We start from the raw sequence: 12,691 nt of genomic DNA on the forward strand, positions 1-12,691 counted from the left end.
ATCCCTTATCCCTCCACGCCTGGGTGACGACCGAGTGCCGAGCCCCCGCCGACCGATGCGAAGTCGTAGGCGGTTTCCGCATGCTCCGATTCGTCAGCCCCGGTGGATTCATCCTCCTCGTTCAGCCGAAGTCCGACGGTGTACTTCACTATCAGAGCCAAGATAGCTGTCCCGATCGCCGAGTAGAGCAGAACCGCGCCCGCACCGACGGCCTGGCGCCACAGCTGATCGAAGCCGCCACCGTAGAAGAGGCCGGCCACACCCGCGCCGGTTTCGGGGGCGGCAACCAGCCCGACGAGCAGGGTGCCGACGATGCCGCCGACCAGGTGGACACCCACCACGTCGAGCGAATCGTCATATCCGAGTTTGTATTTCAGCCCGACAGCCAGGGCGCACAGCGCGCCGGCGACGGCGCCGATGACGAGCGCTCCCACCACGTTGACCGACGAGCAGGACGGGGTGATCGCGACCAGGCCGGCCACGATGCCCGAGGCGGCACCGAGTGAGGTGGCCTTGCCGTCGCGGATGCGCTCGGTGAGCAACCAGGCCAGCATCGCTGCGGCGGTGGCCACCGTGGTGGTGACGAAGGTCGATCCGGCGAGACCGCCCGACGATGTCGCCGAGCCGGCGTTGAAGCCGTACCAACCGAACCACAGGAGGCCGGCGCCGAGCATCACAAACGGCAGGTTGTGCGGACGCATCGGGGTACCCGGCCAGCCGCGGCGCTTACCGAGGATGATCGCGAGCACCAGACCCGCAGTACCCGCGTTGATGTGCACCGCGGTACCGCCGGCGAAGTCGACAGCGGCGAGCTTGTTGGCGATCCAGCCACCCGTCTCGGCGGTGACACCGTCGAACGAGAACACCCAGTGTGCGACCGGGAAGTACACGATGGTCACCCACAGAGCGGTGAACAGGAGCCAGCCGCCGAACTTGATGCGGTCGGCGACCGCGCCCGAGATCAGGGCGACGGTGATGATCGCGAACATCAGCTGGAAGGCGACGAACACCGTGGCCGGCAGGGTGCCGACCAGCGGGATGTTCACCACGTCCGCGGCTTCCACGCCGGCAGCCGGATCGGCGACGACCGCTGCGGCCGCGTTGCCCCCGATCAGACCCTTGAGGCCGAAGAACTGGGCCGGGTTGCCGAAGAGGTTGCCGACATCGTTGCCGAAGGCGAGCGAGTAGCCGTAGAGCACCCACAGCACCGTGACGACACCCATGGCCGAGATGCTCATCATGATCATGTTGAGCACGCTCTTGGCCCGCACCATGCCGCCATAGAAGAACGCCAGGCCAGGTGTCATCAGCAACACCAGCGCGGCGCTGGCCAGCATCCACGCGGTATCACCGGTGTCCGGTATACCCATCGTCGGGAATTGGTCCACTCGCAGATTCCTCCTTCGTCATGCCACAGCCGCGCGGAATGACGACCGTTGCCTGGGACATGACAATGCGCAGTGGATGTTTCGACGAAGACGCACCGGTGTTTCGCTCGTGTGAACGGATACGCCGGTCACGTTTCGCTGCTGTTACATCACGCGATTCGCGGGCACGTTCAGCCGAGCAGCGCGTCGACGAAGGCCGCGGGTTCGAACGGGGCGAGGTCGTCGGCGCCTTCCCCCAGCCCCACCAACTTCACCGGCACGCCGAGCTCCTGCTGGACCCGGAACACGATGCCGCCCTTGGCGGTGCCGTCCAGCTTGGTGAGCACGACGCCGGTGATGTCGACGACCTCGGCGAACACCCGGGCTTGGGGCAGGCTGTTCTGTCCGATCGTCGCGTCGAGGACGAGAAGCACCTCGTCCACCGCGGCACGTTTGCTCACCACGCGCTTGACCTTGCCGAGCTCGTCCATCAGCCCGGTCTTGGTGTGCAGGCGCCCCGCGGTGTCGATCACCACGACGTCGGCACCCGCGGCGATCCCGGTGTCGACGGCGTCGAAGGCCACCGACGCCGGATCGGCGCCCTCGGGCCCGCGGACCACCTGGGCGCCCACCCGGGAAGCCCACGTCTCGAGCTGGTCGGCCGCGGCGGCGCGGAAGGTGTCGGCGGCGCCGAGCACCACGCGGCGGCCGTCGGCCACCAGCACGCGGGCCAGCTTGCCCACGGTGGTGGTCTTGCCGGTGCCGTTGACGCCGACGACCAGCAGCACCGACGGCTTGTCCTCGTGCGGCAGAGCCCTGATCGAGCGATCCAGATCGGTCTTGAGCTCGGAGATCAGCACGTCGCGCAGGACCGCGCGGGCGTCGGCCTCGGTGCGCACGTTGGCCGAGGCCATCCGGGTCCGCAGCGCGCTCACCACCGATTCGGTGACGACCGGGCCCAGATCGGCGATCAGCAGCGTGTCTTCGATCTCCTCCCACGAGTCCTCGTCGAGATCGCCGCCGCCGAGCAGGCCCAGCATGCTGCGGCCCAGCGTGTTCTGCGACTTCGCCAGGCGGCCGCGCAGCCGGTCCAGCCGCCCCTCCGCCGGCGCGATGGTGTCGATCTCGGGGGTGATCTCCGGTGCGGTGTCCGGCGCCACCTCGGGCGTCGGCGCGGGTGGCGCATCGGGCACCACCGCATCGGGCACGACCACATCGGGCACCACCACGTCGGGCTCATGCGGCGCCGGTACCTGCACCGGCGGTTCCGGGCGGGCCTCGGTGACCGGATCGGGCAGCCGGACATCGGAGATGCGACGTTTGGGCGCATCGCGCGGGATGGTGGCATCATCGCCGACGGCCGGCAGTCCGGTGGTGTCGATACGCTCGGGTGCCTTCGGAGTGCGCGGCGGGGCCTCTGTGGGCGGCTCGGGCGGCGCCTGGGTGGGCGCCGAGGCCGAGAACGTGATGCCCGAGGCGGCTTTGTAGCCGCCCGACCGATCTACAGGAGTGGCAGTGTCTCGAGCGGACAGGCTGATACGACGCCGGCGGTACCGCACCAGGCCCACGACGAGCGCGACGAGCAGCAGGACGGCGATGACCGCGATGGCGATCCAGAGACCCTCACTCACCCGGCCATTGTCGCAGGGGCCTCTGTCGGGCCACAGCCGGTGAGCTTCAACCCCGGCTCCGCGGTCCATCAACGCAAGCGCCGCCACATCGACGTCTGCCTCACCGAGGCGGTCGACTATCAGACCGTGACCACCGGCTTCGAGCGCTACCGGCTGCCCTACAACGCCCTGACCCAGACCGATCTGCGCTCGATCGATCTACGCTCCGACTTTCTCGGCCGCCGGCTGGCTGCGCCGGTCCTGATCGGCGCGATGACCGGCGGCGCGGAACTCTCCGGCATCATCAACCGCAATCTGGCCGCCGCGGCGCAGCAACTGGGCATCGGCATGATGCTGGGGTCTCAACGAGTGATGATCGACGATGACGTCGCCGCGGCCAGCTTCGCGGTTCGCGAGGTGGCCCCCGACGTGCTGGTGATCGGCAACGTGGGGTTGGCACAGGTGTCGCAGGACATGGTGCCCGGGCTGGCCGCTGCTCTGGCTCGGGTGGGCGCCGACGCCGTCGCGGTGCACACCAATCCGCTGCAGGAGGCCGTGCAGCACCAGGGCGACACGGATTTCTCCGGGTCGCTGCGCCGGCTCGGCGACGTGATCGAGGCGCTCGACTACCCGGTGATGCTCAAGGAGGTCGGGCACGGCATCGGCGCCGTCGCGGCAGCCGAACTGACCCGCTGTCCTATCGCTGCCGTCGACGTCGCGGGCGCGGGCGGCACATCGTGGGCCCGCATCGAACAGTTCGTCCGTTACGGAGAGATCCGCCACCCCGCGCTAGCCGAGTGGGGCATCCCGACCGCACAGGCGCTGCGGGAGGTGCGTCAGACGCTGCCGGACATGCCGCTGGTGGCCTCGGGCGGTATCCGCACCGGTATGGACGCGGCCAAGGCACTCGCAATGGGCGCCCAGGTCGTCGCCATCGCGCGGCCGCTGCTCGCGCCTGCGATCGAATCGGTTGACGCGGTGGCGGATTGGCTGGAGGTGTTCCTCGAGGAACTGCTGATCTGCCTGCACGGCAGCGGCGCGGCCGACCTCGCGGCGCTGCGCGCCGGCGGGATCGTCGAACTCCCCTGACGTCGCTCAGGCCGGGCTGGTGACCAGCTCCTGCCCCCGCATGCGCTGCGAGATGACGGTCGTGATGCCGTCGCCGCGCATGGTGACGCCGTAGAGCGCGTCGGCGACCTCCATCGTCGGCTTCTGATGGGTGATGACGATCAGCTGGGAACGCTCGCGCAGCTGCTCGAACAGGCTGATCAACCGCCGCAGGTTGACGTCGTCGAGGGCGGCCTCCACCTCGTCCATCACATAGAACGGTGACGGCCGGGCCCGGAAGATCGCCACGAGCATCGCGACCGCGGTCAGCGACTTCTCCCCACCCGACAGCAGCGAGAGCCGCTTGATCTTCTTGCCCGGCGGTCGGGCTTCGACCTCGATGCCGGTGGTCAGCATGTCGCTGGGATCGGTGAGCAGCAGCCGGCCCTCACCGCCGGGGAACAGCGTCGAGAACACCTGCGTGAACTCGCGTTCGACGTCCATGTAGGCCTCGGTGAACACCTGCAGGATGCGGGCGTCGACCTCGGCGACCACATCGAGCAGGTCCTTGCGAGCGGCCTTGACGTCTTCGAGCTGGGTCGACAGGAAGTTGTAGCGCTCCTCCAGCGCGGCGAATTCCTCGAGCGCCAATGGATTCACCCGGCCCAGTTCGGCGAGCTCCCGCTCGGCCCTCTTGGCGCGCCGCTGCTGGGTGGGCCGGTCATACGGCATCGGCGCCGGCGCGGTCACCTGCTCGCCGCGTTCGCGCGCCTGCTCGTACTCGGCCATCTCCAACTCCGACGGCGGCAGCGCGACGTCGGGGCCGTATTCGGCGACCAGGTCCGCGGCCGCCATCCCGAACTGCTCGAGGACCTGCGCCTCGAGCTGCTCGATCCGCAGCGAAGCCTGCGCCTTGGCGACCTCGTCGCGGTGCAGCGCATCGGTCAGCGCGGTGATCCTTGCGGTGAGTTCGGCGACCTCTTCGCGGGCCTTGCCCAGGGCAGCGGCGCGCACCTGACGTTCGGCGGCGATCTCGTCGCGGATGCGCGATGCGACTCCCACCGCGCTGCTCAACCGCGCGGCGACGAGCCTGCCGGCCTCGGCCACTGCCGCGGCCATGGCGGCGGTGCGTACCCGCACCTCCCGCGCCTGCTGGGCCCGGACGCGGGCCTCCCGCTCGGCCGACGCGGCGCGACGCAACGAATCGGCCCGTCCGCGAACAGCATTGGCACGCTCCTCGGCGGTGCGGACTGCGAGGCGGGCTTCCACCTCGGCGGCGCGAGCAGCCTCTGCCGCAGCAGTCCATTCCTGGCGGTCGACGGGCTCGGCGTCGAACATCGGCTCCTGCTGGGCGTGGTGCAGCCGTGTCTCGAGCTCACTCAGCTCGGCGATGGTGCGGTTGCGCCCGGCCTCCAGCTCGTCTCGCTGGGTGATCAGCCGTTGCCATTCGTCGTCGGCGGTGCGGGCTTCCTGGCCCAGGCGGCCGAGCTGCTCGTAGATCGCCGAGATCGCCGTGTCCGACTCGTTGAGCGCGGCGAGCGCCTGCTCGGCCGCATCCTGTCTGGCGGCCTGCTCGGCGAGCGCCCCCGACAGGGCCGCCGACATCTCGGCGGTCTGCCGTTCAGCGTGGACGAGCTCGGCGCGCGCTTTGTCGACTTCGGACTGGATCTCCAGCGTGCTCGGCTTGCGATCCGAACCGCCACTGACCCACCCTGCTCCCACGAGATCGCCGTCGCCGGTCACCGCCCGCAAATCCGGTTGTGCAGCAACGAGTTCCAACGCTGTACGCAGATCGTCGACCACCGCGACACCGGCGAGCATCGCCGTCACCGCACCCTGCAGCCGGGTCGCGGGCTCGACGACGTCGCGGGCCCACACCGCACCGGCGGGCAGTGCACCGGTGCTCGACGACGGTTGCGGCCAGTCGCCCAGCACCAGGGCCGCCCGTCCACCGTCGGAGTCCTTGAGGGCGCGCAGCGCGTCTGCCGCACTTGCGATCCCGTCGACGGCAAGCGCGTCGGCGGCTGCGCCCAGCACGGCCGCGATCGCCGACTCGTGACCGGGCGCCACCTTGACCATCGCGGCGAGTGAGCCCAGAAGCCCGCCGCCGCTGTGGTTTTGCTGCAGCCAGGCGGCGCCGTCCTTGCGATCCAGGCCGACCGACAGCGCGTCGATGCGCGCCTGCAGCGAAGCGACCTGCCGTTCACCTGCCCGCTCGGCGGTCTGGAGTTCGGCGACGCGCTCGTCGGCCAGCCGCAGGGCCGACACCGTGCGGTCGTGGTGTTCGTCGAGACCGACCTCGCCGGCGTCGAGCTCGCTGACGCGGGCCTGCACCGTCTCGAATTCGGCCTGCGCCTGTTGGGCCCGCGCGGCCGCCTCGTCGATGCCCGCGGTGAGCCGCGCCACGGTCTCGTCGATGGACTCCACGCGGGTGCGCATCGTGTCGACCTGACCGGCCAGCCGTGCCAGACCCTCGCGCCGATCCGCCTCGGCCCGCGCCGCCGCCATGTGGGCGCGCTCCGCGTCGGCGGCGACCTGTTCGCGTTCGGCGAGCTCGGCGCGGGCGCCGTCCAGACGCTCACGCGATTCCTCGAGCTGCTCGAGCAGCGCGCGCTCCTGCTCGGCGATCTCGTCGGCCTGGGCCTCGAGCTCGTCGGGATCCGGACCACTGGACCGTTCGGGCTCGGCGTCGAGATACTGGGCGCGTTCGCCTGCGATGCGCACGGTGGCAGCCACCCGTTCGGCCAGCGCCGACAGCCGGAACCAGCGCTGCTGTGCGGCATCGGCGCGCTCGCTGAGCTCGGCCACAGCGCTCTCGTGGGCGTCCAGCTCGAGGGTCCGGGTCTCCAGCCGCGCCGTCAGCTCGTCGTGTTCACGGCGGAGCGTGGTCTCGGCCTGATTGGTGTCGTCGAACTCGGACTTGCGGGTGACCAGATCGTCGGCGGCCAGCCGGAGGCGGGCATCGCGCAGGTCGGCCTGGATGGTCTGCGCCCGCCGGGCCATCTCGGCTTGGCGGCCGAGCGGTTTGAGTTGGCGACGCAATTCGGTGGTCAGGTCGGTGAGCCGGGCGAGGTTGGCCGCCATCGAATCGAGCTTGCGGACCGCCTTCTCGCGGCGCTTGCGGTGCTTGAGCACGCCTGCGGCTTCCTCGATGAAGGCCCGCCGATCCTCGGGACGTGATTCGAGGATCTCCGAGAGCTTGCCCTGACCGACGATCACGTGCATCTCACGGCCGATGCCGGAGTCGCTGAGCAGCTCCTGCACATCGGTCAAACGGCAACGGCTGCCGTTGATCTCGTACTCGCCCGCGCCGTCGCGGAACATCCGCCGGGTGATCGACACCTCGGAGTACTCGATCGGCAACGCGTTGTCGGAGTTGTCGATGGTCAATGTCACCTCGGCGCGCCCGAGCGGTGCCCGCGACGACGTGCCGGCGAAGATGACGTCTTCCATCTTCCCGCCGCGCAGCGTCTTGGCGCCCTGCTCCCCCATCACCCAGGTCAGCGCATCGACGACATTGGACTTGCCGGAGCCGTTGGGGCCCACGACACAGGTGATGCCCGGCTCGAAGCGAAGAGTCGTCGGCGAGGCGAAGGACTTGAAGCCCTTCAGCGTCAGACTCTTCAGATGCATGACGCGTTACCCTACCGGCGCGGACCTCACCGCTCGGTGAAGCCGGAGAGCGCGTCGGATGCGGCGGACCAGTCCGCGACGACGGAGTCCACCCGCCCCGGGGTTTCACCGTGTTCGAGCAGGTCAAGAAGCTTTTCGCAGGCCTCCCGCGAGCCCTGGGCGACCACGTGGACGCGTCCGTCCGCCTTGTTCGCGGCGAACCCGGTCAGCCCCAGTTCCAGCGCCCGGGAACGCGTCCACCAGCGGAAACCCACCCCCTGGACATGGCCGTGCACCCACGCGGTGAGGCGGACCTCACTCTCCCCCAACATCTTTCACCTCAAACGTCACATCAGTACCCGATTTCAACGTGCGCCCCACTGTGCACACCGTGTCGATGGCGCGCTCGACGACGGTGAGCAGTCGGGCCTTCTCGTCGGCCGACAGGCTGGACAGGTCGATCTCCAGGGACTCCGCCAGCAGCGGGTAGCGCTCCTGCTCGCGGTCGGCCACCCCGGACACGCGGATCGTGGTCACGTAGTCGTCCCCGAGCCGGCGCCGCAGCGGTTGGTCGCTCGACATCCCGCTGCAGGCCGCCAGGGCGATCTTCAGCAACTCGCCCGGCGTGAAGACGCCCTCGACGTCGTCGGAGCCGATCAGCACCTCTGCGCCCCGCGTGCTGCGTCCCGTGTAGCGCCGCACGCCGGTGCGCTCCACCCATAGTTCCGTCATGCCCTATTTGTACAACCCCGCGCGGAATAGCATTCCTGGTCGCCCGTGGCGGCCCGGCGCAGCCATGACTTCTCACCGGCGCGGGTGAGGAACGTCATCGGGCGCGTGGGCGCGGTTGGCAGCGCGGGCAGTAGCACGACGAGCGATTCATGAACTTCTCCCGCCGCATGATCGCTCCGCACCGGCGGCACGGCTCACCGTCGCGGCCGTACGCGTCCAGCGACCGGTCGAAGTATCCGGACTCCCCGTTGACGTTGACATAGAGCGAATCGAAGGAGGTACCGCCTTGGCCCAACGCGTCGGTCATCACCGCGGTGGCCGCCTCGAGCACCTCCGCCAGCTTGGCCTTCGACAGGCCCGAGGCCAGCCGGGCCCCGTTCACCTTCGCGCGCCACAGGGCCTCGTCGGCGTAGATGTTGCCGATCCCCGACACCACGGTCTGGTCGAGCAGCTGGCGCTTGATCTCGGAATGCTTGCGCCGCAACACCGCAACGACACCATTGCGATCGAACTCGGGATCCAGCGGGTCCCGGGCGATGTGCGCGACGGGCCCCGGCACGTCCGAGCCGTCGACGGTCACCATGTCGGCGAGCATCCAGCCGCCGAAGGTGCGCTGGTCGACGAAGCTGAGCGTGGTCCCGTCGTCGAGGAGCGCAGCGATCCGCAGGTGGTTCTCGTTGGGCACCGCACCGAGCAGCATCTGGCCGCTCATGCCCAGGTGCACCACCACAGCCGAGCCGTCGGACAGCGTGAGCCACAGGTACTTTCCGCGCCGGCCGGTGCCCGTGATCGTCATGTCCAGCAGACGTGCGGTCAGGTCGGCAGGGCCAGCCTCGTGGCGGCGCACCGCGCGCGGGTGGTGCACCCGCACGCCGGTGATGGTCTTGCCGGTGACGTGCGCGGCCAATCCGCGACGGACCACCTCGACTTCGGGAAGTTCAGGCATTCCGCTCTTCGCTCGGCGGGCTCTCGGAGGTCAGCGCATTCCACGCGGCCGCAGCGGCTTTGAGTTCGGCTTCCTTCTTCGTCTTGCCGACCCCGGTGCCGTACTCGCGGCCTGCGATCACGACGGTGGCGGTGAACTCCTTGTCGTGATCGGGCCCTGTGGACGTCACGATGTAGGTCGGCGCACCGAGGCCTCGAGCCGCTGTCAGCTCCTGCAGGCTGCTCTTCCAGTCCAGGCCGGCGCCCAATGTCGGTGCGGTGTCGAGCAATTCGCTGAACAGCCGGAGGATCACCTCACGCGCGACCACCGCCCCGTGCTCCAGGTAGATGGCGCCGAGCAGGGATTCGACGCCATCGGCGAGGATGCTCGACTTGTCGGCGCCGCCGGAGTTCTCCTCGCCCTTGCCCAGCAGCAGGTAGCTGCCCAGCCCCTTGCCCGAGAGGCTGCGGCCGACGTCGGCGAGCGCCTGGGTGTTGACGATGCTCGCCCGCAACTTGGCCAGATCGCCTTCGGACCGTTCGGGGTGACGGTGGTAGAGCTCCTCGGTGATCGTGAGCCCGAGCACCGAGTCGCCGAGGAACTCCAGGCGTTCGTTGGTGGGCAGCCCGCCGTTTTCATAGGAATAGCTGCGGTGGGTCAGCGCAATCGTGAGCAGATCAGGCTGCAGCCGCACGCCGAGGGCGTCGAGTAGCGGTTCGCGATCGACCGTCACTGCTCGTCTCCGGTCGGCTCGCGGAACTGGGCGAGTTTGGCCCACCGCGGGTCGATCTGGTCGTGGTGATGCCCTGGTTCGGCGTCGGCCACCCGCACGCCGCACTCCGGGCACAGGCCGGCGCAGTCGGGGGTGCACACCGGGGAGAACGGCAGCGCCAGCCCCACCGCGTCGATGATCGGCTGTTCGAGGTCGACGGTGTCGCTGCCGCCGTCGCGGCCGACCCTGGGGATCTCGTCCTCCTCCGTGGTGGCCTCGGTGGTGCTGTCGGGATAGGCGTAGAGCTCGGTCAGGTCGATGGCGACGTCTCCGGTGACCGGTGTCAGACAGCGGACACACTCGCCCTCGGTGGGTGCGGAGACCGTGCCGGTGACCAGCACGCCCTCGGACACCGACTCCAGCCGCAGGTCCAGGTGAACCGGTGCGTCCTGCGGGACTGCGATTAGGTCCAGCCCGATGCGGAACGGGCTGGGCACCGTCTCGTCGACCGTGATCATCGAGCCGGGCCGCCGGCCGAGCCGGGAGATGTCGATGACCATCGGCGACCGTGACCTCCGGCGCGCCGCGGTGTCGTCACGCCTAGCCATGTCATGCATCGTAGACGCGGACTCTGACCACCAATACGGCCGTACCGGCGCAGGTCGACGGACGAGGGTCTAGCGGGACACGTAGTCGTGGGTGCCGGCGGCGGTGCGGAGCTGATGCCGTCCGCGGCCGACCGATCGGATGGTGCCGTTGAGGAAGTCCTCGAACTCGGCGAGCTTGCTGTCGACGTAGATGTCGCACTCGCCGCGAAGCCGGTCCGCCTCGGCATGTGCCGAGTCGATCATCCGGGTGGCCTCCGCGGTGGCGGTCGCGACGATCTCGGTCTGGCTGACCAGCCGCTGCTGCTCCTTGATGCCTTCCTGGACAGCCTTTTCGTAGGCCAGGTTGCCGCTCTCGAGGAGACGGTCGGCCTCCGATTTGGCCCGGCCGGTGCTGGCCTCGTACTCGCGCTTGGCGGTGGCCGAGATGCGCGCCGCCTCCTCGCGGGCCTCCCCGACCATGCGCTCGCTGTGCTGACGCGCTTCGGCGACCATGCGATCGGCCTGGCCTTTCGCGTCTGCCAGCAAGCGGTCGGCCTCGGCGCGGGCATGGTTGACCATCGAGTCCGCCTCGGCGTTGGCCGTCGACACCGTCGATTCCGCATGGTCCTTGGCTTCCCGCAGCATCGCGTCGCGCGCATCCAGAACGTCCTGGGCATCGTCGAGCTCGCCCGGAATGGCGTCCTTGATGTCGTCGATCAGTTCCAGCACGTCCCCGCGGGGCACGACGCAGCCGGCGGTCATCGGCACGCCACGGGCCTCTTCGACGATGGCACCCAATTCATCGAGCGCTTCAAAAACTCGGTACACGGCGACACCCTCCAGGCGTAGTTGTTAGTGACCAGTGTGCCTGGTGTTACGCCTGTGACTCAGTACTGCGGGCCGGTGTGTCGCGTCCGTTTCAGCGTCGCCGTCCGATTCAGCGCAATGCGGCGCTGATCACGTCGCGGGCGCGGTCGAGCATCGAGGCAAAGGGACCCACCGCGAAGTTCAGCTTGGCCGATTCGACCCCCGGGTGCGGACGCGTCGGCGCGATCGCCTCGGCGGCGCGCACCGCGGCGGCGAGGCTCTTGAGCTCGCCCTCGTCGAGGTCGCGCTTGAGCTTGGTGAACTCCTCGGTCTCCTCACGTTCGGCGTGTTCGAGCACCGCCTCACGGAACGCGGTCAGTTCGGTGAGGAACTCATCCGAGGCGATGTCCATCGACTCGAGCTTGGACAGCTGCTGTTTGGCTTCGTGCTCCTCGCGCAGCCGGGCGTCGACGATCTCGTCGCCGGCCGCACCCTCGTTGCGGGCGCGGGGGTGCACGACCATCTCCTCGGCCGTCTCGTGCACGGCGAGCAGCTGGCGCAGTTCCACGAACGCCGTCTCGCGGGCCTTCGTCTCCGAGGCGTGCAGCACTTCCTCGAACAGGTCCTTGATCAGGTTGTGCTGGTCGCGCAGGAATGCCACGACGTCGTCGGTCGATTGCACGAATGTCTCAACCACGGCAGGTACCTCCGTCAGCGGGATGCGGCGCGCGGGCTGTCGCGCCTGCGCTGTCCCTACCCGCGGGCAGCCGGGTTAACCGCGCAACTTGGCCTGCAATCTGGTGTTGACGGCGGCAGGCAGCAGATCGGAGACGTCCCCGCCCAGCGTGGCGACCTCTTTGGCCAGCGACGACGACACGAACGAGTACCGAGGGGTGGTGGCGACGAAGAACGTGTCGACGCCGGCGACGTGCTTGTTCATCTGCGCCATCTGCAACTCGTATTCGAAGTCGGTGCCGGTGCGCAGGCCTTTGACGATCGCGGTCAGGCCGCGCTCCCTGACGAAGTCGACCACCAGGCCGCTACCGGATTCCACTCGCAGATTCGGCAGATGCGACGTCGTCTCGGCGATCATCTCGATGCGTTCCTCGAGGGTGAACATGCCCTTCTTCGCCGGATTCACCAACACCGCGACGACGACCTCGTCAAACTGGGCGGCGGCACGCTCGAAGATGTCGACGTGACCCAGTGTCACCGGATCGAAGGATCCGGGGCAGACAGCTCCGCTCATGGACGACGACGCTAGCAGGGGCTCGGTGTACCAGACCCTCGAG

At 69.0% G+C, this 12,691-nt stretch carries 12 protein-coding genes; 1 reads left to right on the forward strand and 11 read right to left on the reverse strand.

Translation table 11 applies throughout. The features are described from left to right. Nucleotides 1–5: 5 nt before the first annotated feature. Both DMB80_RS03510 and ftsY read right to left on the reverse strand, forming a co-directional pair. Nucleotides 6–1,388: an ammonium transporter gene (locus DMB80_RS03510; RefSeq protein WP_240430988.1), complete on the reverse strand. Its 1,383-nt coding sequence runs from the start codon at nucleotides 1,386–1,388 to the stop codon at nucleotides 6–8. Between the two features lie 170 nt (nucleotides 1,389–1,558). Continuing rightward, nucleotides 1,559–2,998, reverse strand: coding sequence for a signal recognition particle-docking protein FtsY (gene ftsY, locus DMB80_RS03515; protein WP_240430989.1), 1,440 nt, complete (start codon nucleotides 2,996–2,998; stop codon nucleotides 1,559–1,561). 39 nt (nucleotides 2,999–3,037) lie between these two features. Here ftsY and fni point away from each other — a divergent pair, with 39 nt between their 5' ends. Further along, the gene (gene fni, locus DMB80_RS03520) at nucleotides 3,038–4,066 is read left to right on the forward strand and encodes a type 2 isopentenyl-diphosphate Delta-isomerase (protein WP_111508574.1); all 1,029 of its coding nucleotides are present in this window, start codon (nucleotides 3,038–3,040) and stop codon (nucleotides 4,064–4,066) included. A 6-nt stretch (nucleotides 4,067–4,072) separates the two neighbouring features. Here fni and smc read toward each other — a convergent pair whose 3' ends face one another. The 9 genes from smc to coaD all read right to left on the reverse strand — a co-directional run bounded on the left by smc (nucleotide 4,073) and on the right by coaD (nucleotide 12,648). Further along, nucleotides 4,073–7,657, reverse strand: coding sequence for a chromosome segregation protein SMC (gene smc / locus DMB80_RS03525; RefSeq protein ID WP_111508575.1), 3,585 nt, complete (start codon nucleotides 7,655–7,657; stop codon nucleotides 4,073–4,075). Between the two features lie 26 nt (nucleotides 7,658–7,683). Beyond that, complete coding sequence (locus tag DMB80_RS03530) at nucleotides 7,684–7,968, reverse strand: acylphosphatase (RefSeq protein ID WP_111508576.1); 285 nt, start codon at nucleotides 7,966–7,968, stop codon at nucleotides 7,684–7,686. Continuing rightward, nucleotides 7,952–8,368, reverse strand: a complete 417-nt coding sequence (locus DMB80_RS03535) for an OsmC family protein (RefSeq protein ID WP_111508577.1) — start codon at nucleotides 8,366–8,368, stop codon at nucleotides 7,952–7,954. The genes DMB80_RS03530 and DMB80_RS03535 overlap by 17 nt, the downstream gene beginning before the upstream one ends. A 94-nt stretch (nucleotides 8,369–8,462) precedes the next feature. Continuing rightward, nucleotides 8,463–9,314 (reverse strand): bifunctional DNA-formamidopyrimidine glycosylase/DNA-(apurinic or apyrimidinic site) lyase, encoded by an 852-nt coding sequence (gene mutM / locus DMB80_RS03540; RefSeq protein WP_048425306.1) that lies wholly within the window; start codon nucleotides 9,312–9,314, stop codon nucleotides 8,463–8,465. Next, nucleotides 9,307–10,026 (reverse strand): ribonuclease III, encoded by a 720-nt coding sequence (rnc, locus tag DMB80_RS03545; RefSeq protein ID WP_111508578.1) that lies wholly within the window; start codon nucleotides 10,024–10,026, stop codon nucleotides 9,307–9,309. The genes mutM and rnc overlap by 8 nt, the downstream gene beginning before the upstream one ends. Continuing rightward, the gene (locus DMB80_RS03550; protein WP_111508579.1) at nucleotides 10,023–10,613 is read right to left on the reverse strand and encodes a YceD family protein; all 591 of its coding nucleotides are present in this window, start codon (nucleotides 10,611–10,613) and stop codon (nucleotides 10,023–10,025) included. The genes rnc and DMB80_RS03550 overlap by 4 nt, the downstream gene beginning before the upstream one ends. A 69-nt stretch (nucleotides 10,614–10,682) precedes the next feature. After that, the gene (gene sepIVA / locus DMB80_RS03555; RefSeq protein ID WP_046366020.1) at nucleotides 10,683–11,420 is read right to left on the reverse strand and encodes a cell division protein SepIVA; all 738 of its coding nucleotides are present in this window, start codon (nucleotides 11,418–11,420) and stop codon (nucleotides 10,683–10,685) included. 109 nt (nucleotides 11,421–11,529) lie between these two features. Then, entirely contained in the window at nucleotides 11,530–12,096 is a 567-nt protein-coding gene (locus DMB80_RS03560) for a hemerythrin domain-containing protein (RefSeq protein ID WP_111508580.1), read from the reverse strand. A gap of 75 nt (nucleotides 12,097–12,171) precedes the next feature. Then, nucleotides 12,172–12,648: a pantetheine-phosphate adenylyltransferase gene (coaD, locus tag DMB80_RS03565; RefSeq protein ID WP_046366021.1), complete on the reverse strand. Its 477-nt coding sequence runs from the start codon at nucleotides 12,646–12,648 to the stop codon at nucleotides 12,172–12,174. Nucleotides 12,649–12,691 lie beyond the last annotated feature (43 nt).

The sequence above is a fragment of the Mycobacterium kyogaense genome (assembly GCF_003254575.1).
In the GTDB taxonomy this organism is placed as follows: Bacteria; Actinomycetota; Actinomycetes; order Mycobacteriales; family Mycobacteriaceae; genus Mycobacterium; species Mycobacterium kyogaense.

What these genes read in the sequence shown, in the direction of transcription:
- smc (WP_111508575.1), bottom strand. Translation starts at nt 7,657, where the DNA reads ATGCATCTGAAGAGTCTGACGCTGAAGGGCTTCAAGTCCTTCGCCTCG.
- DMB80_RS03550 (WP_111508579.1), bottom strand. Translation starts at nt 10,613, where the DNA reads ATGGCTAGGCGTGACGACACCGCGGCGCGCCGGAGGTCACGGTCGCCG.
- DMB80_RS03530 (WP_111508576.1), bottom strand. Translation starts at nt 7,968, where the DNA reads ATGTTGGGGGAGAGTGAGGTCCGCCTCACCGCGTGGGTGCACGGCCAT.
- mutM (WP_048425306.1), bottom strand. Translation starts at nt 9,314, where the DNA reads ATGCCTGAACTTCCCGAAGTCGAGGTGGTCCGTCGCGGATTGGCCGCG.
- DMB80_RS03535 (WP_111508577.1), bottom strand. Translation starts at nt 8,368, where the DNA reads ATGACGGAACTATGGGTGGAGCGCACCGGCGTGCGGCGCTACACGGGA.
- coaD (WP_046366021.1), bottom strand. Translation starts at nt 12,648, where the DNA reads ATGAGCGGAGCTGTCTGCCCCGGATCCTTCGATCCGGTGACACTGGGT.